Raw genomic sequence first — 24,700 nt, 5'->3', positions numbered from 1 at the left:
TAGACTTTATTACGTATTTTCTGTTTCACTACGAAGTGTATGCCCACGTAATAAAATCTTTTCCTTTTTTACACATCCAAACCGCGACAAGTGCCTCGTGATCACAAGGCACTGTCTTTATAAGTCTAAAAAATCTTGCTATTAAGCCACTCCATGCTTGCGATATACAACAAGTGAGGCGAGCATGTAGACGACTAAAATGCCGCTTAAACAAAGTAAGGATAAACCACACTGTTTCATCCGTAAAAAATCTCTCCATGCACAGCGCGAAAAAAAATGCTATAATGACATCTGAACGATTTTTTTGTGAGGAGCCTTAATCAGATGCGAGCAATATTACAACTACTGAAAGAACAATACACGTACAGACACTTGATTTTCCGACTTGCTGTGTTTGAGCAACGGAGTAAATTCCAAATGCACTATTTAGGTGGCTTGTGGCAATTTTTTAATCCAGTCATGCAAGCAAGCGTGTTTTTCATTATTTTTGGTCTAGGTATTCGTGGTGGTCAACCAATTGATGGTACGCCGTACTTTATTTGGTTCTTATGCGGATTCATTCCGTGGTTTTTTCTTAGACCAACGATCTTACAAGGGGCAAACAGCATCCATCGGAAAATATGGATGGTTTCTAAAATGAAATTCCCTGTCAGTGTATTACCATCCATTGTCATTGTCGGTAATTCTCTTAGCTTTGTTGTCATGCTAGCCATACTCGCTATTTTCCTTGGCATCTATTCAATCTTTTCTGGTTGGTATTTATTACAACTACCTTATTATTTACTCTGTCTCTATGCTTTCTTATACGTCTTTTCACTTCTGAGCGCAACACTCTCGACGGTTGTTCGTGATTATTATCAGTTGTTAGAGGCAGGAATGCGGATGCTGTTTTTTTTAACACCGATCATTTGGGTGCCGACTACGATGGCTGAGAAGGCTGAATGGTTATTGCCATTCTTACATTTAAACCCTTTCTTCTATCTTCTAGAGGGGTTTCGTGATACTTTTATTGGCCGCGCTTGGTTTTTTTCTGACCTCTCATATATGGCCTTCTTTTGGACAGGCATCCTTGTGCTCGCTTTTATCGGCACCCATGTTCATTTGAAATTCAAAAATAGTTTTGTGGACTATTTATAAGGAAGTGTCTTCATGAAAACAAAGGTTCAACTCAGAAACGTTTCTAAAAAATATACGCTGTACCGGACGAACGCAGAAAAGCTCAAGACGATGTTTACACCTAAAAAACTTAAAGATCAAAGAGACTTTTATGCTTTAAAAAACGTTTCTCTCGACATTTTTGAGGGAGAAACTATTGGTGTTGTGGGCATTAATGGCTCGGGAAAATCGACCATCTCAAATATTTTAGCAAGTGTGATTCCACCCACCACCGGTGAAATGAATATTCACGGGGAAACATCGCTTATCGCTATTAATGTTGGCTTAAACAACAATTTAAGTGGTTATGACAACATTGAGTTAAAATGCTTAATGCACGGTTTTAGTAAAAAAGGCATTACCGAACTCATCCCAAAAATTGCTGCTTTTGCTGACATCGGTGATTTCATCGACCAACCTGTCAAAAGCTATTCTTCAGGGATGAAGTCTCGCCTTGGTTTTGCAATCTCTGCGCACACGAATCCAGATATTTTGATCGTTGATGAAGCACTGTCTGTCGGTGATAGAACCTTCTATCAAAAATGCCGTGACAAAATAGACGAATTTAAAGCACAGAATAAGACAATTATCTTTATTAGCCACTCTATCGGTGAAATTAAAAACATCTCTGACCGTGTGCTATGGCTTCATAATGGAGAAGTACGTTCTTTTGGGGAGAAAACTGCTGTCGTAAAAGAATATGAAGACTATATTAAATGGTTTAATCAGCTGTCAAAAGAGGAAAAGGATACCCATAAACAACAGCTACGTGAGGAACGAGCAATTTTTGAAGACGCCCCTGCGGTCGCACAACATAAGAAAAATAAATCTTCTCTTGTTTTCTGGGGACAACTTGGAGTGTGTTTGACCGCTTTTTTAGTCGCCAGTTACTTTTTGGTTGTTCCTTCGCTTATGGCGGCTTTAGGTGAGAACAATGATCAGGACACAAAACAAAACAAAGACGTTGAAACGAGTCAATTGGAGAACGGTTCGCGACGTTAAGCAAATAATCGTGAGCAACGTTTAAGAGGCTTGAGTCTATTTCTATAGAACTCAAGCCTCTTAAGCTTACATCATGACATCAATCGCATAAGGCTTGCGTCTTTCTTAAATGTTCCTTCTACAAATCTGCGCCTTCCGCCTCTAACAATTCTTGTGGGATGTCTACTTTCACGGCTTCAGGAAGAGCAGAGATATAACTACTAGCGGACATCTGAGCAACATAATCAAGCCCTTCCTCTCTACCTGACCAGTCAACGGAAATACGCACTGATTCTGGAAGGAATGTCTCACTATTCACAGATACAGACAGCCTAGAAGCCTCCACCGTTGCGCCGGGATCAATGACTTTTTGAAAAGCTTCTCCCATTTCTGCTGAAAGTTCGTGTGGGTTGTAGAGGCTCAAACCATAGTTACTCCGACCATGATCGTCATACTCCACATCATCTGCCATTTGTAACAATAATTCCAATACAAATTCCTCGTCCAGATAGACAACGTCACGATTAGCCATCTGACCTTCATTTCCCTCACCCATTTGGGCTAATAATAACCATTCGTTCGATTCCTCATCCAGCATATACACATTACCACTTTCAGTAACATATTGATCCCCAGCAAACGATTCGCCCGCTAATTCAACTTCTACTTCTCGCTGCATAGCCTTCGAATAAGGCGCTCGTTCCTCGGTTGCTCTCCCGCTACTATTGAACCCCATATTCATCCCTGATGTCTCTTTCGCGCCGTCAATATCGGTTTGGATTGAGAAGTCTGTGTCAATATTGAGCCCTTCTACACTCGCCATCGCCTCTTTTGATAACGAGAGGATTGTATCAGCCATACCGTCTTTTGCATTTTGCACTTCTTCAGGAATAGCAATAACTACATCATCAACCGACTTTAAATTTGCTTTTAATGTCGCTGAAATCGGTTGGTCATAGTTTTCTATTGTCTCAAAGTCTAACTGAATCGTAACCTCTTCAAGTAACGATGTTTTGCCATTGATCTTCGCAACCACATCATATTCTTCAATTCTGTCTACAGTACCCATTGCAATAAAAGGTAGCTCTTCTTCATAGTTTTTAGGATCGATGTCAAATTTCTTATGAACAGCATCTAATGTCAACACATGCATACCATCTTCATACGCATAACCGACTTCATCTTCTTTGAGTTCGTCAAGCGCTTCTTGAAAAAGCGTGACGACATGATCACCATTCACATAGCTCCCAGTAAGAGAGAAAATCGGATCATCATCTTTAATATTCCAGCTTCCGACCATCCAATTATCATGGACAAGCGCATACATTTCTCCTTCCTCATCCACATATTGCTCGCCAGGCTGGACTTCCTCACCATCTTCATACAACGTTAGCTCGCGGTGCATTATGAGTGGGTCATGAGAGCGTTTTTCCGTCGATTTAGCTTCATATGTTGCATCCTCTGTTTCCTCGTAACCGTCCGCTTCAATTTTTATCTTTAATTCCGTTTCAACCTCACTGCCTTTCACTTCAGACATCGCTTTCTTTGCTTCCCTCACAACTTCTTCCGGCTCCTTCTCACCACACGCCGTAAGCGCTATTAAAGACGCCACTGCAAGTGATGCGGTCATCATCTTTCTTAATTTCATCATTTCACTCTCCCTTTCGTCATCTTATGTATACACTTCTACATTATTTTACATGATTCTCGTTAAAATTAGAAGGGAAGATACAGATATTTTTAACGAGAGTCAGATTTAATTCAATATGCGGGGCTCTTGCCACCCACTATATACTATCTAAAAAAACCGAGCGGCAACCCAATTGCTAATACGAGCACCAAAACAAACGCAAACACAATGACACACATCAACAACGACTTCCAAGCAGAAAACTGGTGCGCTTCACCAATGCCATGTAAATTGATTACGATGGACCACACCAATCCTACTATATTAATGATCCCTATTAACAAAGCGACGATCATTTCCATTGGTGTGTACGTAACTTCTAATGCAACAGGTGAAAGAGGATGTAAAAAGTATTTTTCTCCTATCACGAGAATAAACGGTACACACAAAGCAGATACAATTAACATCGGCTTGTTATAACTGTTCACAACAGCAATTCGTAAATCTACTACGCTACCTTTTCCTCCAAGCCATGAACCAACCCATTTATATACCCACGGAATCACAAATATCCAAAACAAGGCGCCCACAAGACCTGAAATTAATGTAGATATCATAATATACCTATACTCGGGAATAAACATCTCATCATAATCAACAAAAAATACTAATGCAGAACTCGCAAAAGCGATCCAGAAAAGTTGCCACCTACGCTCTTCAATCCTTGCTTTCTCCAACTCTTGCTTCATCACTTGGCGCGGGCGTACCCATATGTTTAACCATGTGTTCATTAAAAACATCCTTCCATAATCTTTTTCATTTTCTTCTCTCCCTAGTCCCAATTTTATACATGATACGCCACTATTTTACATGAAATCTCATTGGAAAGATACCTTTTAGGCACTGATCATCAAAAACATATGGAAACCTATTCCATCCTAACCCTAAACTTTACATCTTTCGCCGGCCCCTCAGCAATTAATCTAAAATAATATGTCCCCTCAATTGCTGGAATCTCTATCGTACCTCGGACGTTATGGTCAATTTCTTTTGTCCATACTACATCACCGTTTTTCTTACTGTATAACTCAACAAGAAAAGAACCTTCTCCAACGAATGCTTCATATTGTGATTGTACAACGGCGTTCGGATCTTGATTAGGGTGAACACCCATGTAGAAATCGGTTTCATACTCCCCGCGCAACATGCCTACAGACAATTCATAGGTGCTGCCAATTTGGCTCTGCTTCAAGTTCATCACAAAATAGCCATTAGGCGCGTAATAGGAAGCGTACAAAATAAACGGCACAAAGACTACCATATTAAGAAACGCCGCTCCCAACACGCCCCCGATTGTTTTTACATTGAAGCGGCTCTTCGATGCATTCACCCAACCACGATAAACCATCTTGGCAATCGCATGCTCGATTCTAATAAAAATGGGAAATCCAAGCGCCCACGTTAAGATAAAATGCCTTGGGAAACCTGATGCCACAAACAGCGTACCAAATCCAACGTACATAAGAGACACCATGATGTATATAAAAATGTACACCTTATGCTCCACTATCGGTTTCCCGAATAAAAACTTAAAAATCGTCATCTTGCCACTCCTTTTTGGTTGTGTCACCTTAATGGTGCACACTGTAAACTGATTACAATGATCAGATTTCGTTTTTATGGTCCTACAGCATCTATTGCTTCCTGGGGATTCAAAATCAACGTGATCAACGTTTTAAGCAGCTATCCTACACTACGCCGGTCAAGAAAGCACTCGCAATAGAACAAAGTGTCGCTACAGCTAAAGATAGGAAGAAACGCCACCAACGAAAGCTTCCCATATTTATAAAGTCTTGACGCACTCTCCCTTCAGTCATCATCGCTTCCACCTTTTTTTGCATGGACTTATGATAAAAATGGTTCCCCAATAACCCGAACACCGCCATGACTGGCGTACCCATAAGACGTAGATCTATTAATGCCGAAAATCCTGTCCATGCTTCTAGGATATTATCTAAACATACTAGGATAATAACAATCGCAGTAGGCCAATACATACCTCTTCCCGCTGCCCATAAGTATGTACCAAAGAATCCAGCAACATTGAAACTATATTTCCGATTACTGTTCTTTCCTTTTTGATCCCACTTTTTTGTGTAATAATCATACTTCTTCCCCACATACAATCGACTAGCTTCTTCGTATGAAGAAGGCGGCTCGTGCATATTCAAGGTCGTTTGTTCAAAACAATCATTTCCTACAGCCGACCCCGCCTGTGCATAACTTTTATCCTGTTCATTTGTATTCTCCGGTATAAAGTGCTTGTTCTCGTTTATGGGCTGTTTTCGTACAATCGACATTATACCGGCAATAAAATATAGTATTACTGGTATAAGTGGTAGAACAAAAACAAGAAACACATTTGCTAGAAACATATACACGATTGCACTGCTTAAAAAAATAATGCCTGACGCCTTTGGCTTAGCATGTAGCATTGCAATAGCCACAATCCCTGCGACTGCTGCGATCAAAGATCCTACTAAAGAAGTACTAGCTAATACTAAGGTAAATCCAGCTTCATCAGACTCACTACCTCCCCAAATCATGAGTGTGAAAAATAATGCACTTACAAAAGACAATGAAAAACCAATAATACCGAGAGTCATTTCTACTGTTCGCTTCATGTTGACCATTCCTTTTTCTGTTAACTGTTTATACCGTCAGTCTCATCACCGACTGACCTCGTCACATCATCCAATAACTATTGACCATTCACCTTGACATAATAGATTATTCGCGCCTACAGATAACAGACTCATCGATATCACTATCATTTGTTAGCGTCACAAAATGTGGCACTTCCAAACGATATTGAATGGCTCTCTTTAAATACTCGCGCTTATTAATTTCAAATCCATGCCATTCCTTTTCCGGATGCCGTAACTGTAACAAAACTCGGATAGGTTCTTGTCCTGATGTTTGACAATACCACTCCCCATTCTCTTTATACATCGTCATTTCTTTTTCTGGACTCATGTTCATCCGACAAAAATAACGGACACCTCTTTCTACGTATAAGAACGCGACCTCTTCAAAAGTTTTTTCACCGTATGGAAGGTACGATGTTCTTCCTCCCTCTGCCGGGTAACATAATATACCATATTCCCTGCCGCTCCTATTTGAAACGACCTCTTCTGTCTTGTCTTTCTTTTCTTCTTTCTTTTCTTCTTTGTTTTCTTCTTTGTTTTCTTCTTTGTTTTCCTGCCCCTCTAAAGAATGGGTATCGAAGGTTATCATCATAAATAGTGACAAAAACCCAGAGAAAAAGAGCGCTATACCGGGCCACATTAGATAAGGGAATGCCTGCTCGACAACACAATTAAAAAGCCAATATATCAAGCCGCCCCCTAAAATGAGGAACACTAAAAACACACAAATCGTACGGATATGCGACGACAACCATTTTATTGAACAAAACAAAACACCACATAGTTGAACCAAAGCAAACGCAATATAGATATTTTGATAGTAAGAGTAATTTTCTAATTGTTGAATTCCATATAGGTGGATCGCCGCTAGGGACCATAAACCTGCAGTGAAAATAAGCAAATAACTTTGCACAACCCCGTTATCTGGGAAAGAACGGAGCGCATATGTGACGATAACATTTGCGATAAAATAGCTCTCCCATACAACAATAGAAATTAATCTCCACGTATCATCGATATAAACAAAAAAGATATTTGCGATACTGTATATATGAACAAAGAACCCAAAAAAACACAAGTAAAAAATGTATTCAAAAAGATAGCTACTCTCTACCTCGTTTTTATTGGTAGTTGAATGAGGATTGGGCTTTTCCACAGTTACACCTCCATTTGTTTAATCTCTTCAAATTCGTATGGGCGCCACTTCCCTTTCTTCCCACCATACAACACTTTCACATATTCAGGTGCATGACCACTCCCTACTACTTCACAAAGAAAAATACCCGCTTCCGTCTCTTCTCCTTTATAAACCGCAAACTCTTCATCGGTACCATGAATCACTTTTCTTTTAAAATAGCGCACCCCTCCTTCTTCACGCAGAAAAGTTACTGGATCTGGGAAATCTTTACTTCCTTTTGCAAGATAACCCCATTTTCTTTTCTGTTTTGAAGCCATAACTCCAGCATGATATAGTAAATAGCCGGGAACCGGGGTATTTGTACTTTCATCAACTGCTTTCCACTTTTGCGATAGCTTGATGATCGCCCATGTTAAAATACCAATGACTATCGTGGAGCATGAAATGGCCACCTGAGGACCTGCTAAAACATCAGCCATTTCTTTTCCAAACATTGTTTCATTCCAATTTATATAATCTGGATCTTTCCAGTGCTTCCCTTGCATAACACTATTTACGATAGCAGGAATGAATACATAAGCTAAAAGCAACGAACTCATTACAGCATAACCTTTGAAAATTTTATTTACTACAATTGGTTCCGAATTATTTTTTAAGAGCACTAAAAATAAACAAGTCAGTTGAACGGTAATAACAACGATATACACCACTTGTAACATCAGATGACCCGCGGCCAATTGTAACGCAAATAGAGACGCAGCTAACACTGTCCATAGAACGACAAATGCGTTTACCACAATATATGCAGTCAATCTATTTAAAAAGCGCCAGCCTATATGAATAATCAATGAGCCCACCATAAAATAACCTAAAAATGCCAGTATCCCTAAAAACCTAAAGTCTTCGTTCAAATTATCGTAAAAAATATTCATGGCACTTAAAATATACACAAACACACCAAAACGCAACAATATAATATACAAATGACGAATCGATTCTGGTCCACAATGCACATATCCTTCACCAGATGTGTACCATGTATGAAGTCGACTCAGTTTTTCTTTCATAATGCCTCGCCCCTATCACTACGGCTGTCTATTCTTTATAGATGTTCCTACATCTTTTGCTCCTTCCTCGTTCATCGTCACGCCACCGCCCACGATCGAGTTCATAATCCCATGCGCGGCTTCGAGAACATCTTCGTATGATTGCATGGCAAGGTGACGACCCTTTTACAAAGATCGCCGCCTTCAAAATGTATATGCTCTACTAATTGTGTCCCAACCAAGCCGGCAACTCTTCCTCCGTAAGCAGCTTCATATATTCCTTCATATCCGCAGGGTATACATCAATCTCATCTTTCTCCGTCACAAAGCTATAATCAAACACCCATACACACGCCTTTCCTTTTAAAAAGAGGTAGACCGGCTCATCGCGCTGTTGCTCTTCATCCCCTTCTTGCCCAAACATAAACGTGATAGAATCAATGATCGCATGGCGCTCTTGGAAATCTTTCAAAAAGGTGCGGAAAAATATTGGATGATCCTCATCCGCACAAATCGCGTCCATTTCTTCATCTGTATATGTGCCCATAAAATCAAACAACTCTCTTTCGAGTGTAAAAGGGGCAATGCCTTCGGTTGGCTCTTCTTTAGGTACACCATAAAAGTCAATCAAATGCTCTACATAATTAAAGTTACTCTTCACGAGTGTGAAAATGTGATCCATCCCTTCAAAACGTTGAACAATCATACCCCCGTTTTCTAAGTGATGAAACACTAATGCGTACTGTCCATACACACAGCGAACCTTTTTCGGTGCCTTCATCACGGCATGAATCAAGTTCTCTACTTCTGGGATTAGTTGCGTTTCAAGGGTTTCATCTAAGTAACCACGATGCTTTAATAATCTTTCAGTATGGTGAGAGAAAGACTTCATTTGTTCCTCTGTCATATCTCGCTTAAGCAATGAAGCCTCATGTGCCACTTCTTCATAACCACACAATGCGAGTGCGCCAATAAATTCATCTGTAGATAAGGCGATCTGCTTTTCTTGTAACAAATTCACTATTTTATTCATCATACACCCCTCCAATAACCATAGCCGCTTATTCTTTTAATGTCCAAACCACATGCTCATCCGCGTCATGATCATTTCAATCAATCCGGCTGAGTTTGTAGGATAGAAATATACCTTACCTTGTGTATCTACTTCCGTATAGTCGATATACCAAATAAATGATTTTGATGGTAAAAATAAATGAATCTCTGGCATCTGGTTCTCATCTGTAATGATATCAGACTTGATCAATGACATGTTATCTAAGAAACACCCACTAGCCACAAAATCTTTCATAAATGATTGCATCGCTGGAGGGTGTTCTCCTTCAGAAAGGAGATCGTCAATTTGTTTTTCCGTCTTTGCGACTGAAAAATCCTGAAACATCTCACTCGACATCATAAACGGTTCCATCTCTATCGGTTCTTCTGATGGAAATTGGTAAAAACCTTGCACTATTTTCTCGCCCTGTTTATTGCTTGTCAAATCAATATGATCAAAGTGATGCATGCCATCTTCGCATTTTTGCACGAGTGCTTTTCGAGAACCCATGTCATGTAAAATCATCACCTTTTTATCATGTAAACAACGCACTTTTTTCTCGGATCTCATCAACAAGTGAACCAAACTTTCGAGTCCGTGAACGAGTTCACCTTGCTCATTTTGATAGCCGCGACGCCGTAATGACAATTCTGCCTCTCCAACAATGTCTTGTAGCTGCTCGTCACTTTCCCATTCGCGCGTGTTCTTCAACGCATCCGCTGCCGCCTGCTCATAGCCACATAACATCATCGACACACTTAGTTCTTCTGTCGATAGCGAGAATACTTGTTTCTCTTCAATCATCGCCCATCCCTCCACTCGTTTCTTACGTTCAAAAATATATACGGGCACACATAAATGTGCCCTGACCATGCCTAACCAATTTTCTCTTTATCAATAAACTGTTCGACAAACGCTAAAACTGACTCTAACGGGACATCACTTGCACCTTGAGGAATGCTGATAGGAATCTCTTTTTTCTTATTCATACTTGAGAAAGCACGTTTTACACCATTTTGTCGTTGAAGAAATGTATCAAAATCCTTTGGAACAATCCCAATCATTTTTTGTCCCACCAATGAATACATTCCGATTCGCTCAATCTCGTCCCACCGGATCAGTCCGACACCGGCAAGAGAAGCATTCTCGTAAATCCCTTCCTTATCAATGCGAAGGGACGGCTTTGGTTTGATAAGGCGATACACTAAATATCCGGTGCAAATGCTGAAGAATGGGATGCCTATCGCTGCAATTACTGGTATCAACGGTGCAGTGGCTGTTGTAATTCCCATTGCGCCTTCTTCAATAGACTCGCGATTGAAAACTGCCCACACCAATCCAGCTAGAAACCCTATTGATAGAATCAAAAACAACAACGTTCGTCCTTTTCCTGGGTAAATAATCATGCTGTCTTTGGTCGTGTTCGTTTGGCTTGTGTTACTCATGTGTGGTTCCTCCTCTTTCTGACTAGATTTATTTTAAAAAAGCGCTTCATACTCGTACTAACATAAAGAATTAGCAATGCTTTGGTCAATCAAATTAAACAAAACACGAGTTACACACTCTATCGCCATGCACTCAATCTCTCTGAAGGTTTTATAAAAGCTGCAGACATGGCTTTCATCCTTGCCGTCACCAATGCTTTCCTCCCTTCCGTGTTCCGTGTATAAATCAGTTCCGCCGGCCCAATAACTTTCTCCCAATTCTTCAAGAACAATTGTGCGAATTCTTTCCGACGACCAATCTCATCTGGGATAGCATAATAATCTACCTTTTTTACGTTCCTAAAGGCCTTTCCTTCACGGTACAATAAATACCTTGGATTTTCAATTGGGTCTAAGAATTGCTGTATCGCGTTCAAAAATGTTTTCTTTTCATATGTCGTACCGCCTCGCATCCAACAAACAACACGTCCATCAAGTGAATCATCTTCCGTTTTTATCCGATGGTGGTGAGGTTCTGGCTTAACAAGCTCCATTTCGTACAAGGTAGTATAGATCACTTTTCCTACATCATGTAGCTGAGACTCCAACGTCTGATGACGAACTTTTAAATATACAGCTTTCCATAACTTTGGCCCCGCATATATGAGACCTAGTACAACGCCTAATATGAAAGCAACCAGAAGCTGTTCTTTGGATCTGATCAGATAAACGCCACCATTGATTATCTCATAGAAAATAGCTAGCAATGTAACAATACCAACGACAAACAGAGACCTAATCGTCCTCTGAAACACAAATTGCTTTGGCACACGAGATTGTGGTACTTGTAACTCCTCTGTCATGCCTTCTTCAACGACCGAAATTGCTTGATTCCATCTTTTACTCAATAAATGGCGGTTTCTTACTTGACCAAAGGTATATGCATTTTTCGCTTGGACTTGCTCCTTGGTGTAACCGCCTGACTCTATGTTCATGCGTGAAATACCAGACTCAACTGTGTCTTTCTCGGTAGATAACCCGATTAATGAACGAAATCGTCTCTTCAATGAAGAGATATCCCCTCCACCGTTAAATTGTGCCGGATCAACACACGCCAAATGCCAAATAGATGCTGTTTTTTGCTCATTTCCTTTCTCAACTCGAATCGCTCGACCACGCATTTGGTTAGATAACATGAAAGATCCTACATAGGAAGCCATAATTAATGAATTAATGACTGGTGCATCCCATCCTTCTCCGAGAAGTGCGGCTGTACCAATGATGACGGACAAACCTCCGCGTGTAAAAACATCAGTCATAATGGCAACGATCATCGCTCTATTTGTGTCCTTCACTCGAACTTCAACATAGTTTTCATCAAATAAAACATCGGTGTAATGCAACTGAAGATCTCTCTCTTCAGCGCATTTATTTGTTAACGGGACTGCAGATTTGGGGATGATCACTAACGATCCCGTCAAAATCGCTACTGGAATTTCACTCTCATATCTCCTCCGAATTAACTCGAAGATGGGCGCTACACCCAACTTTTTTAACGGTGGACGGTCTTCTACACATTTAGGCAGCGACTCTCTTCTAATATAATCTGTCAAAATCACCATACGTAAATTTGAATCGAGAATCTCTCGCTCCACTTCCAATATTCGTTCAATGCTGTTTAACTTTGATGTACTATGGACTAAGCTACGATTCAAGTTTGGGGTTGATCGTAAGTAAATATTTCTTCTTTCAATTGCACCTATGCGTCGCAATTCTTTACGTAATGATTGAACTTCTTCTCGTTCATGATCTACGAGACTATCTTTATACAGTATCCCATTCAAAAGGTCTTCTGCCCATTCTGTATCGTAATCAGGAACTTCATTTCCTTCCATTCCTAACACCTCTAGTGCATTTTGCCAAGCAGGATGATCAGCAGCCTTTAGAAAGATAATCATACTTGAATAATAAGATGGTGACGATAAGATGCTCTCAATATGTTCAGTGGGTTCTTCGAGCCAAGGATGGTTTTCTAGTAATTTAATCAGACGGTCATCTTCCAGGGACTTCTTATGAAACAACGTCACATTTTCATGAAACTGCTGAAGCGCTTTGGACTCCTCATCTTGCGGTGTTGATAAGTAAATGTAATCTTGGTGTGGACAAAGATCACCTTCACGTACCAATTCTGGTACACTAATTTCAGCATCAATGGGACCGCACAGTTCGATATACCGATCCCACTCTTGACTACTTACATCGTAAGGCGGCGTTGCCGTGAGTGCGATTACGGTCGGGTGATGGAGCTGTTTTCGGAAAGTCAATGCACTCTGCCACCAAGCTGTTCTTAAGTGATGTGCTTCGTCTAAGACAATCGTCCCGAATCCAATCTCTTTCATTTGACGCATCACGTTATTTGCTTCTGCTTCACTCTCTATTTCTTGCTCATATGCTTCGGGTTCGTGAAGCTCTTCTTCCTCTAAGCCGTTTAGTTCCTCACCTTTTGCCAGTTGGCGATTCTTTTGCAACTGATATAAACTGTGCAAAGCTTGGTAAGTTGTAATGGTTACATAGGCAGGTCGTTTTATATTCGTTGAAACCCATTCTGGCTGTTGCTCACTTTGAAGGAACAGCTCTGTAAATCGGCTTGCCCATTGATCTTTTATCGTTAATGTTGGAGCCAGTATGAGCGTAGGCTTGTTCACTCGTAACATCACTTCTAACCCTAAAACCGTTTTACCTGATCCTGGAGGAGCAACAAGATGGAGATGATTATTATTTAAATGCTCTTGCAGTCCATCTAGAATTCTCTGTTGATACATACGCCATGGATAACAAAATCGAATGCCTTTTGGAAACCTTTTCATTGCACCTACCTCCGTTAGCAGTACTTTTTGCGTATGCTGGATCCATAAAAGGTGAATTAACAAACCTACAGGAAACAAAGAAGAAATAAAGGTAAACTACAAACCTAGGAAACTTCCCTGGTCTTATTTGCAGAAGATTTATCCACGACTACACCACTACTTACGTATGGGAGAAAGAGCATTTACAATCCCTTGAAGCACGTTTAAGATTAATACCTCTTAATCTTAGACTCATCAATGTCATCTGGCAGTTCTACAAAATGTGGGACTTCTGCACGATCTACAATCGCTCGCTCCAAATACTCACGTTTATCATCTTCAAAACCGCGCATTTCCTCTTCTGTCTTATCTTGCGGCCACTCCGGCAACAACACTGGCTCTGGCTCCTCTCCAGATGTTTTGCAATACCATTCGCCATTCTCTTGATACAAAATCATCTCTTTTGCTGGATCACAATCCATCCGGCTAAAGTAACGAACACCGTTTTCCACATATAAAAATACCGCATGTTCATACGTTTTTGATCCCTTTTTGCGATAAGTCTCGAAATCATCCATCGGATAAACTAGCTCACCATATTCCAAATAACGGCCACTTGACAGCATTTCCTCTGATATTTTTCGTTTTGATGCCTCTCTGCGTGCTTCCCACTCTGCAACCATGCGCTCGTGCTCTTCTGCGGTAATATCAAAGTCTATACCGACTCCCATTACGAAGCGTGTCCAGAACCCAGAGAAAAACAGGGCAACACCTGGCAAGATAAGAGCCACTGCGGCATCCTGACCGAACAAAGCCACATAAATACCAGAACCAGAGCCTCTAGTCGAATTCAGAACACCGAGACCATGAAACAAAAGAAATGCTCCCAGAGCAATGGTTACTCCCCGGGCAACGAGTTTACGTGTGCGAACAGGGACCCACGTAATCCATGCAAATAAAATTAAAGCCAATTGTCCCCACAGAAGGTTAATATACACTCCTTGATAAAATGGCTGGTCAACTAGCGCTTGGATTCCGTATAAATTAATTGCTACTAGTGACCATGCACAGGCTATAACGCCCAACAAATTCGTCCCAATTTGTTCATATCTCGAGAATCGATATTCAAGATATGCCAATCCAGCACTAATAATAAAATAACTTAACAAAAGTAAAATTGCCAGCAAACGCCATGTATCACTTATATACACAAAAAAGATGTTGGGAATGCTATAAAGATAAACAAACACCCCGCCCAAAAGATAGATTGTGAAAACAGCCCAGTAACTACCCTTTTCCTTGCTTTTATTTGAGAAAGAATTGATGTTTCTCACAACTGCACCTCAATTCAACGACTTATCCCAAAGATAAAGTATCTATATCATCGAAAATGAGCGGAGGAATAATCCCCCCTACTCACACACTAGCCAAACAGGCTACCAAGCGCTTTTGCGCCTCCTGACAGTAAATTCTTTGCCCCTTCTTTCACATTATCCACAGCATTTGAAACAGCTTTGGTCGCTTTCTTCGCCGTATCCACAACAGCTTTGCCAGCTTTCTCAGCAGCAGCACCGATTTTCTCTCCGGCTTGTCGTACAGGTTCTCCAAGAAGCGTATTCGCACCGATTCCTGCTGCTGCAGCGCCAATAAACCCACCAACAACTGTACCGACACCAGGGAAAATCATTGTACCAATCGCTGCACCGGCGGCTGCACCTGCAGCTCCGGCACCGATATCTAAGGCAGACCCAGCAATTGCACGACCCGTTCTTTGCCCTGTGCTCTTATCTTTATGTTCATCAGAAAATGCTTCCATAAAGTTGAGTCCAACGGACAACACATTTGCGCCACGCGCAAGGTTCTTACCAAAACCCTTATTACCTGGTTTCAAGCTTTTTTTCGCATTATTAAGCGCTTTTTTCGGATCAATATCCTTCAGCTTATTAAGTGAACTTTTTGGATCAAAATTCCTTATCTTGTTCAGCGGTCTTTTTGCATCGTTCTTGAGCTTGTTAAATGAGTTCTTCATATCGAAACTACGCATCGTTGGCTTAAAGTTATGATAAACATTCTTCCCTAAGTTTCGGAGATTCCCCCATTTATCACCTTTTCGGTAATAATTCACAAGCCTCTGCCCGTCTATATAGGACAACCTAGATCCTGCCGACCGCTCTAACAGTTTCGCCATGCCCGCGCTCTGTACATTGTTTAAGCCCGCCACATCTTTCAGAAGGTGGCTTGGTGTATATCCATAACGGCTAAAATAGTTCTTCGGATTATTAAACGATTTACGTAATTGGGTAGCCACTTTTGAATCAAAACGGCCATTCTTAGCTTGCCAAGCCTCGTTTATCACCAATTTACTTGCTCCAGTGCCAGTAGGCTCTAATTTTAACGTGTTTGACATGAATATGATCGCAGTCGCCGCACCACGCGCCCCATCCTTGCCAACGAGCGTCCAATCATATGCAGTTTTAAAATCCTGTCCAAGGAAACTCATTACATTCTGCATCAACGAAGGCTCATCCCCGCTATCCCGATTCAAACGCCCCATGTCCACATCCGGTGCTTCCTTATGTAACGTCGCTTCTTCAAAGTGCGACTTTACATCTTGAAGGTTCACTCCTTTTAACAGTGGTCCGCCTGAATTCGTCCATTCAATCGCTTTTTCCAAAATCCCGTTCATTTCTGCACTACTCGCTTGCACTTCAGACATTAAGTCCACACCGTCACTATCGAGTGTATGCAAACCGTCGACTACTTCACCTGCAAATTTTCTTGAACTATCAATACGGTTCAATACTTGGGTTATATTTAATTTACCAAGACTGATGATATGGCCAACGGAAGCTGTACAATCATCTACATTTTGTTTCGACTGCTCGATTGACTCCTCGACCTTGTCCAGTCCACGGTTCATTTGCGTATCCCAATAGTCTTCTGTTACAACACCATTTTCAGTTGGCTCGAAGCCGAGAATATATTCCTTCATTTTCTCGTTCTTTTCAATTGCTGTATTAATGTGGGCACGAAATGCTCGGATCGTTGGAAGCTGTAACTCCGTATGGTTGGCAATAATCGCTTTTCCACCTTCTCCAGTGAACGCACCGTCCATATTCACAACATCTGATATTCCTAGATCCATCAAATCGAGAAAATCGAGACAGTACTGCAATGTGGCTATGTCTTTGTCGAGCTTTGCGATCGCTCGACTCACATCTAAGATTTTCATCCTGGTAGCCTCCTATTTGTATGTTTTTCGGTCCTACGCCATTTTTCCGGCCAACTCTTTATCCAACTGTTCATATTCTTGCACCAAAGTCTGGAATTCTTGTTCCATCTGACTTAATGCTTGGAAGTACCGGCTTAACTTGTCTAGGATATCTTCCATTTCTCCTGTTTCCGCCGACAACATCTCTAACTCTTCGTTTGATTCAACCGATTCCTTTTCAAAGCTATCCGCAAGAGAGCCGACTGCTTTCAAAATTTCTAAGGCCTCGGGTACATTTACTTTGATTTCCATTTTGCATCACCCCTTGTTTGCGTTTGCTTTGGCTTGCCTATCTAGCTTTCTCAAATGGTTAATTCTATTATTTCGAAACTGCACTTGCAGACGTCCGCTACTAATCTTGCTTTGAAGATTATCACGCTCACTATCAATGGCATCAATCATTTCCTGCACTTGCTCAGGTAACTTTCCATGTTCCTGCTCAAGCATATCTCGCTCTTCACTTTCAAATTCAGAAGCAATTGTACCTCGTGCAGTATCGTTTCCTATTTCCGGTTCTTTGATTTGACTTTTATCGGATGTCAACGTGCTTTTTTCACTCACTAATTTTCTACGTACCTCAAGCAACTCTTGACGGTGTTCTCCTGCTAATTCCATTCCATTTTTAATCGTCCGGATCTCTCTGTTCAGCGAATTAACTTGGTGTAAATAATAGCTCACCGCTCATACCTCCTTCTCTTATTAGCGCATTATTCTCTACATAAAGATTCAATCAGTTTATCCTTTTTCCATTTTATAAAACTGATTTTCTATCGTCAAGAATCTATCATGAAACACTTTTTGCAACTTCAGTTGATACCATCAGCGCCATGAACGCACGACACTGATGGTTGCTAACTGAAATCATAGGGAAGATAGATGAACAAGTTATGAATGTACCGGCATCTCTTCTTTGATCACTTCTGGGATTTTGATTTTCGTTTCCATTCCATTAATGACATGATAGCCGAAGCCCTCTCCTAATGTTTCGGTGCGATTGACCGTAAAGCTAACAACGCTTTGTCCTGATTTTTTCATTACGAGAACATGTTGACGTGCCGTCTTTAATTGCTCAGGAACTGGCGTACGCCCTAGACTAATGTCTCTATGGTTGGCTGCGACAATGACTTGGAAACGCAAGTGTCCAAACGTTTTCATTAAGTCCGCAAAAGCAGTTTCTTTTGTCATCCCTAGCACTTTTCTAAATTCTACTAGGTTATCAATGACAAAGAGGTATGGAGGGAAAGTAGGTAAATCCATTCCTTGATTCAATGCATCTTCATATTGCTCTCTTCGTTCTTCCATGACTTGTTTCGCTTCTTCAATCTCTTGATTCAACCCTTCTGGTGTCATCACATAAGATACTTTTTCATGACGATTGAAGTCAAACAGCGGACGATCAACGCCATCAAATAGGACAACCTTCTCTACTTGATCTTGCTCAATGTAGAATGACAAGATGACTTTCAACATATTCGATTTTCCGCGCTGAGGTTCACCGACAATGACTGTGTCCGCACCTGCGTCTTTACTTAGATAAACCGGCTGCACCGTCTCCTCGTTCAAGCCAATCGGAATACCGGATCTTGGGTTTTCTTGCAAGTACTCGCGGAATTGTACGAGCGAGAGCGTCTTCGGCAACATTGCCATCGACCTTGGCACTGCTGATTCTTCGTATCGGTCGTTCAGTGTTTGAATGCGTGCTTTCACGTTTTCAATCACTTCGCGGTCGGTTTCCCCTGCCGCTGGCAAATACGTTTGCGCGAGCCAGTTCTTGTCTTTTGTGACGAGCATACGACCTGGGATCGTTTCAATGACGAATGGGATTCTACCCATTAATGACGTCACATCCGTTTTATCAATCATATAGTGGCAGATCTTCATGTTCATGCTGTTTAACAGCGCCGGCTTGGCGGCGTTTCGGACGTTGACTGTCATCATGACGTAAATGCCGCGTGATTGGCCGTCGCGCGCGAATCGGGTAAACGCTGCTGCTTGGTCAGAGAATTCTTCTGCCAAGACGTCATAGTTATCAATGACGAGGAAGATCGACGGCAATGGCTTGTCGCTCACCTCGTTATAAACAGAGATGCTGCTCACTTCTTTTTCCATAAATAGCTCACTGCGGCGCTCCATTTCTTGGCCAATGTAGTCAATGAGCTTTTCTAGCTTACGTCCTTCGTCTACTTTGATGTAATCACCGGTATGACGGAGCTGGCGTAATGGCAAGAGAGCGCCGTTTCCAAAGTCGAGTACATAATAGTTGGCTTGCTCAGGTGAGCGCTTTTCGGCAAAGGCGAGTAGGAGCGTCAGGAGCGTCATCGACTTGCCATAGCCGCTCGCGCCAAAGATCATTAAGTTGCCACTTTTACCCCAGTCGTAACAGATCGGGAATTGGCGTTGGTTCTCTGGATCATCGGCGAGGGCAAATGGGAATGCATCCATCTCTTCCGCTGTGCTTGCCCAATCATAGACAAGCCGCTCTTCTAGTGGGTCGAGCCACGGACTTTTCGCTGGGGTAATCGCCAGTTGTTCGGTCGTTGTCGCAATTTCTTCGACAACCGCTTCAATTTCACTCTTATTTTCTTGGTCGTGTTCTTCTTCTACCCCTATGCGCGAGGCCAGTTGGAGGCCAAGGTCTGTCACATAAGCGACCTCTTCTTCGCCGTCATGGGCAGAGCGCAAGTATTGGGCACCGCTCCATGCACTTTGGAACAAGTCGTATTGCTCGTTACTACCAATTTGTAAATAGCCGCGACCAGTTTCTTTAATCGACGCAGCGTCGTCGTTTTTCAAAATTTCTCTTGAATCGCCAGGCGTTTGGACTTTCAACGCGATCTTGAAACGGGAGTTACTCCAAATTTGTCCGTCGACGACGCCACTTGGTTTTTGTGTCGCAAGCAAGAGGTGAACGCCGAGGGAACGACCGATCCGTGCGGCCGAGACGAGTTCTTTAATGAATTCTGGTTCCTCATTTTTTAGCTCGGCAAATTCATCGGAAATGATAAAGAGGTGTGGCATCGGTTCTTGTGCGGTGCCGTCTTTATACAGTTTCGTATACGCGTTAATGTGATTGACGGTATATTCGTCAAACAACCGTTGGCGCTTTTTCAATTCTGACCGAATCGAGGCCAGGGCACGTAAGCTAAAGTTTTCGCTTTCGGCAATGTTTGTAATGACGCCGAGTAAGTGCGGCATGCCTTTAAATGGTTGCGCCATTCCGCCCCCTTTGTAGTCGATGAGAAGGAAGGCAACTTCATGCGGGTGATAATTGACCGCTAAAGATAAAATGTACGTTTGTAAAAACTCGGATTTACCTGACCCTGTCGTCCCGGCGAGCAATCCGTGTGGGCCGTGCATTTTTTCGTGGGCATCGAGTTCAATCAGTTCGTCTTTTGCTTTAAAGCCAATCGGTGCGGCAAGCGTCTTTGTGCTGTCATTTGTTTGCCAGCGGTTTTTGATCGCCAAATCTTTCGCTTGGACCGCGCCGGGGAACATTTCCATAAAGGAGACCATGTCCGGAATCGAACGCGTCATTCCTTGTTGGTGATGCAAAGATGCAAGCATCCGCGCATAATTCTCGTTTGACGTTGGCTCGTAGGCATCAAACTGGAAGCGTTTGTGAATCGAGATGTTCCGTAGGAGGACGATTTCACCTTCGTTACGGTTGACAGCTTTCACAATCGTATGCACATGCTCACTCAAGTTTTGCGCGACATCGGTCAGGAAAATGACCGTGCAGCCAAGCTGCTTATCTTTTCCTTCCAAATACTCCATAATGCCGTGTTCGGCGATCAATGAACGATTGGCGACAAAGAACACAAGATGCGGGAGAAACCTTTTCCCATCTCGTTTCCGTTCGCGTGCTTCTTTTTGTTCTAAATCTCGTTCACGAAGCACATGATACAGCGGATTTAAGATGTGGTCGCATGCCTTCTCGTCGTAAATGAAGCCTTTTGCTTCTGAACCAGGCAATTGGAAGTGCGGTAACCACCGCATCCACGCCCATTTCTCGCGTTGGTCTTCATTCAATATCGCCACAAAGCGTAAGTCGTGATAACTATGGGCAAAAGCAAGTTGGCCAATGAGTTGTGAGACTTCACGCTCGACGATCGACGGTTTCCCGACGAATCCAAGTGCACCACGGGCAATGCTGAGGCGGAGCGGGGCGTCCTCGACGTTTGAATACTTCTCACGTAGTTTGTCAAAGTCATCCATGAGGGCATCTCGATCACGATTCGAAAGCTCATCGCTCGGTTGGTTTAACTCGAAGCTAGCGGGGACAGACGAGCGCCCGACGCGAATGTCGAGAAAGTCATCATTGTCAATCGTTCGCTCCCAAATACGGCTACTCACCCGCCGCGTTTTGTTCTTCATTTGTTCAAATGTTGGCAAGTGATACAACAGCGCGTGCTTTTGTTCATCAACCAATGATTGCAGCTCATCGCGTTTCACTTCTAAATAGCGGGTGTACACGCGCTGGCGCTTTTCTTCTTTTTTCTTCCGTTTTTTCTTCTCGCGGAAAAACATTGTTGTTGCAACAAAAGCCATGACCGTCATAATTGGAACAGACATGAACAACATCCATGTCCGTTGGAGCGTCACCGCAAGCGTCACCATAATCGCGATAATCGCCACAGGTGGCAATAAAATCATCCATAGCGGTCTTCCTGGATCATCCACTTCCTCCGACGGCATCGAGAATTCCACTTTATCGTTTGGTTGTTCGTAAACCATCCGAGGCGTCCGGCGATACGTTGGGTATTGTTGTTGCATGAGCGACGTTGGTGTTTCTACTTGTGCCAACGTCGTTTCATATGCCTCATGACTTTCGATTACTAAAATGTCGCCATCGATTATTTTTAAAAGGATGTTTCCAAAAAGTAATTCATCGCCATCTACAATACGGACCGACGTAGACACTTTTACCCCATTCACATATGGGACTTCCGTGCCTGCTTTCGGATAAAGCGTCCACTCCTTTTTCTCCCGCAGCAATGTAACATCCATTTGCAGATGTGCCGGTAACACGACATGCGCCGTAGCGTCATTTGAGATCGTTACGACATTCGTATGCCCAGTGTCATATTTTTTCTTACTGAGTGCTTCCCCTATATATAGGAAGGAACACGGTTGATTGTCTATGTCTAATTCGTATGATTCCCCTGAAGAGAGGGTGTGCAACACTTCTCCCTCGCATACGATCAGACAACGTCCTTCCTCGATTTGTGCACGTATTTCTTTTTTCAAGAAAGAGACTCTGACATTTGCCTGTTCGCCAGGACCGATAGAAGTGGGCAGTCCATCCACCGTGGTTCTTTGCACATACTGGTCATAAAAGACCCACAACGTCGCGGACATTATTCGTCACCTCCATCCTTTTCCTTGTCTTTCTCTTTGTCATCTTCACCTTCTTGTTTATCCTGTTCTTCTTGATCTTTTTCTTCTACTTTTGTTTCTTCCACTTCCTCAGAAGCAGCAGGTTCTGCCTGCGGTTGGCGCTTCTCCTCTTCTTCTGCCAATTCCTTCATTTTGTCCATATAATCGTCAATGTCAGCTTCGACTTCTTTAATTAAGTCTTCGCGTTCTTTTCCTGACAAGTTTTTATCATTTTTAATTTCTTCACGACGCTTAATTTGGGCATACGCAATCAAGACTTCATCCCCAAGCCCACGAGCAATATCAACAGCCTCTTCATTTTCGCCACGACCAACGGCAATCCAGTAATCAAAATAAGGCTCAGCTGCCTGGAGCACAAGGACATTTGTAAGGGTTGCTTTCTGTTTGTCTTTTAACTGTTCTGTCGCAACGTACGCTTGTGCAAGCTGAAATTTCACGACACGCGGCATTTTACTTGGTGCATACGGTTCAAGGGTATCAATGACTTCACTATAATTTTCATTTAAATAAGCAGTATGACTAGCCGTAAAGGCTTCTTGACGTGGCTGTAAAAAGGCGAGGACGTAAACAATATAGACGATTGCTGGCACAAGCGCAACACCAAGTCCGATACCCGTCCATTTTTGTATTGTCCATTTTGTTTTCGGCACTTTATGTAGTAGCTTTTCTTGTTGTTCGTGCTCCTGAATCCAGCGACTAACAAGCTCACGTAAACCTTCTAACGTTGTTTGTTCGAGTAAAGATGTTGCTTTCGTTGGTAATTTTAGTGTGTCATGGTGATTCATATATTCCTTAAAGCGATGATTCCCATCTAAAAGCACGAGCAGTGTCGTACGTAGTTCAAGCAATACTCTCTCGTTGTCTTTTTCATAAGGGGGGATACTATCTTTCACACCATAATGGATAAATGTCACGTCTAGTCCATCACTAACAAGCAAGTTTTCGGGGCAGACAATTAACTGTAGTTTGTCATGATCATGTTCGATCACTTTTTGGATTAAGGCGTGAGCAATGAAGAGTTTCGCACTTTCTTCTTTATTTTTAAGAGCACCAAACGACCTTAATGGGATGACTGGCTTTATTTTAATGACAAAATCGTCTTCACTTTGTTTGATTTCTCTTGTAGTGAGTAGGTCACATCCATCTAATACTTTCGCTTCAAGCGTATCATTTAACTTTATCTCTTCATTTTGAAATGTAATGGTATAATGATTGTTTTCGTCTTTCTCTAACTGCATCCCGACTTGTTCTTCTAAATAAAGCTGTTTTTTCTCGCTCATTTCCTCATCTCCTCTCTCTAAACAATGATTTATAGTATGACTAAGCGATCACCATTTGTAACGCCATGTGCTGCCAAGATTTGATCTCCCCCAAGCATGTTTGCTTTGTTTTCAATACGGATAAAGTCACCTTCTCGACGCGGCTGTTTGATTTTTTCAATCTCCCATACAATGTCAATAAACTTACGCGCGGTGTATTGATCCGATAAACGTAAATCAATTTCCTTTTCTATATAATGACGCAAATCTACCGTTACTTTTATGTACATCAAAAAACCCCTTTCCAAAAGAAAGAGCGCAAATCACAATCCACAATAATATGAATCGCGATTGCGCTCCGTTGACATTACTTAGTATCCAATGCGGCTACGGATTTCTTGGTCTGTTGTTTCTACAACATTGGCAATATCATCTGTTTGTGCGCTGAGCTCTTCATATAATTGGATGAGCTCTTCTACGTGCTTACGCTTATCTTGCCATTGCGCTGCAAAACCTTGAAATGCTTCACCTTCCCACGTAGAACCTAACTTGTCAATACGCGCATCGCCTCTTTGTAGTAGATCTTGATAAGATGATGCGTCTGTACGTGTTTCATTTGCCTCTGTACGTAGTTCTTCTGGAGTCATACGAATTTGTGCCATGAGAAAAATCTCCTCCCAAAAATCATATTTTTTATATTACACACTACTATTCTAAATATGAAATCATCGCGCTGTCAATAGTTTTCTTGAAGAAACTTGGGAAATTGGGGTAAATAATGCCAATTACCA

The 24,700-nt window shown here is 42.0% G+C and carries 20 protein-coding genes; 2 read left to right on the top strand and 18 right to left on the bottom strand.

The genetic code is table 11. The features are described 5' to 3' along the window. Nucleotides 1–324 precede the first annotated feature (324 nt). Nucleotides 325–1,137 (top strand): ABC transporter permease, encoded by an 813-nt coding sequence (locus BLT29_RS02505; RefSeq protein WP_090774747.1) that lies wholly within the window; start codon nt 325–327, stop codon nt 1,135–1,137. Nucleotides 1,138–1,149: 12 nt separating this feature from the next. Then, nucleotides 1,150–2,157: a teichoic acids export ABC transporter ATP-binding subunit TagH gene (tagH, locus tag BLT29_RS02500; RefSeq protein ID WP_090774746.1), complete on the top strand. Its 1,008-nt coding sequence runs from the start codon at nt 1,150–1,152 to the stop codon at nt 2,155–2,157. Nucleotides 2,158–2,275: 118 nt separating this feature from the next. On the opposite strand, the gene BLT29_RS02495 is transcribed toward tagH, so the two are convergent. From BLT29_RS02495 to BLT29_RS02410, 18 genes are all read right to left on the bottom strand, one after another. Continuing rightward, complete coding sequence (locus BLT29_RS02495) at nt 2,276–3,784, bottom strand: DUF6612 family protein (protein WP_090774745.1); 1,509 nt, start codon at nt 3,782–3,784, stop codon at nt 2,276–2,278. Between the two features lie 146 nt (nt 3,785–3,930). After that, nucleotides 3,931–4,557 carry a Yip1 family protein gene (locus tag BLT29_RS02490; RefSeq protein ID WP_176763762.1) on the bottom strand — a complete coding sequence of 209 codons (627 nt, stop codon included), beginning with the start codon at nt 4,555–4,557 and terminating at the stop codon, nt 3,931–3,933. 137 nt (nt 4,558–4,694) lie between these two features. Continuing rightward, nucleotides 4,695–5,369, bottom strand: coding sequence for a hypothetical protein (locus tag BLT29_RS02485; RefSeq protein ID WP_090774743.1), 675 nt, complete (start codon nt 5,367–5,369; stop codon nt 4,695–4,697). Between the two features lie 145 nt (nt 5,370–5,514). Continuing rightward, entirely contained in the window at nt 5,515–6,450 is a 936-nt protein-coding gene (locus tag BLT29_RS02480; RefSeq protein WP_176763761.1) for a DUF4064 domain-containing protein, read from the bottom strand. A gap of 106 nt (nt 6,451–6,556) precedes the next feature. Next, nucleotides 6,557–7,165 carry a hypothetical protein gene (locus BLT29_RS13040; protein WP_141769831.1) on the bottom strand — a complete coding sequence of 203 codons (609 nt, stop codon included), beginning with the start codon at nt 7,163–7,165 and terminating at the stop codon, nt 6,557–6,559. Nucleotides 7,166–7,632: 467 nt separating this feature from the next. Continuing rightward, complete coding sequence (locus BLT29_RS02470) at nt 7,633–8,679, bottom strand: hypothetical protein (RefSeq protein ID WP_090774740.1); 1,047 nt, start codon at nt 8,677–8,679, stop codon at nt 7,633–7,635. A gap of 202 nt (nt 8,680–8,881) precedes the next feature. Further along, on the bottom strand, nt 8,882–9,691 hold the full coding sequence (locus BLT29_RS02465; protein ID WP_090774739.1) for a hypothetical protein: 810 nt from the start codon (nt 9,689–9,691) through the stop codon (nt 8,882–8,884). Between the two features lie 36 nt (nt 9,692–9,727). Next, nucleotides 9,728–10,516: a hypothetical protein gene (locus BLT29_RS02460; RefSeq protein WP_141769830.1), complete on the bottom strand. Its 789-nt coding sequence runs from the start codon at nt 10,514–10,516 to the stop codon at nt 9,728–9,730. A gap of 71 nt (nt 10,517–10,587) precedes the next feature. Beyond that, on the bottom strand, nt 10,588–11,157 hold the full coding sequence (locus tag BLT29_RS02455; RefSeq protein ID WP_090774737.1) for an STM3941 family protein: 570 nt from the start codon (nt 11,155–11,157) through the stop codon (nt 10,588–10,590). A 119-nt stretch (nt 11,158–11,276) separates the two neighbouring features. Next, nucleotides 11,277–14,003 (bottom strand): DEAD/DEAH box helicase family protein, encoded by a 2,727-nt coding sequence (locus tag BLT29_RS02450; RefSeq protein WP_090774736.1) that lies wholly within the window; start codon nt 14,001–14,003, stop codon nt 11,277–11,279. A 209-nt stretch (nt 14,004–14,212) separates the two neighbouring features. Next, entirely contained in the window at nt 14,213–15,169 is a 957-nt protein-coding gene (locus BLT29_RS02445; RefSeq protein WP_141769829.1) for a glycosyltransferase family protein, read from the bottom strand. Between the two features lie 236 nt (nt 15,170–15,405). Continuing rightward, nucleotides 15,406–17,214 (bottom strand): T7SS effector LXG polymorphic toxin, encoded by a 1,809-nt coding sequence (locus BLT29_RS02440; protein ID WP_090774734.1) that lies wholly within the window; start codon nt 17,212–17,214, stop codon nt 15,406–15,408. A 33-nt stretch (nt 17,215–17,247) separates the two neighbouring features. Next, a complete protein-coding gene (locus BLT29_RS02435) occupies nt 17,248–17,505 on the bottom strand; it encodes a DUF5344 family protein (RefSeq protein WP_090774733.1) in 258 nt (85 codons plus the stop codon). Between the two features lie 6 nt (nt 17,506–17,511). After that, complete coding sequence (locus BLT29_RS02430; RefSeq protein ID WP_090774732.1) at nt 17,512–17,931, bottom strand: YwqH-like family protein; 420 nt, start codon at nt 17,929–17,931, stop codon at nt 17,512–17,514. A gap of 207 nt (nt 17,932–18,138) precedes the next feature. After that, nucleotides 18,139–22,611, bottom strand: a complete 4,473-nt coding sequence (gene essC / locus BLT29_RS02425) for a type VII secretion protein EssC (protein WP_090774731.1) — start codon at nt 22,609–22,611, stop codon at nt 18,139–18,141. After that, entirely contained in the window at nt 22,611–23,930 is a 1,320-nt protein-coding gene (gene essB, locus BLT29_RS02420) for a type VII secretion protein EssB (protein WP_090774730.1), read from the bottom strand. Before essB ends, essC begins: the two co-directional genes overlap by 1 nt. Nucleotides 23,931–23,959: 29 nt before the next feature. Continuing rightward, nucleotides 23,960–24,199, bottom strand: coding sequence for an ESX secretion system protein YukD (yukD, locus tag BLT29_RS02415; RefSeq protein ID WP_090774729.1), 240 nt, complete (start codon nt 24,197–24,199; stop codon nt 23,960–23,962). An 81-nt stretch (nt 24,200–24,280) separates the two neighbouring features. Further along, on the bottom strand, nt 24,281–24,571 hold the full coding sequence (locus BLT29_RS02410) for a WXG100 family type VII secretion target (protein WP_090774728.1): 291 nt from the start codon (nt 24,569–24,571) through the stop codon (nt 24,281–24,283). Nucleotides 24,572–24,700: the final 129 nt, after the last annotated feature.

The organism is Shouchella lonarensis (assembly GCF_900096965.1).
Lineage (GTDB): Bacteria > Bacillota > Bacilli > Bacillales > Bacillaceae_D > Shouchella > Shouchella lonarensis.
The sequence above is the reverse complement of the archived record's forward strand: the minus strand, read 5'-3'. Positions and strand labels throughout refer to the sequence as shown.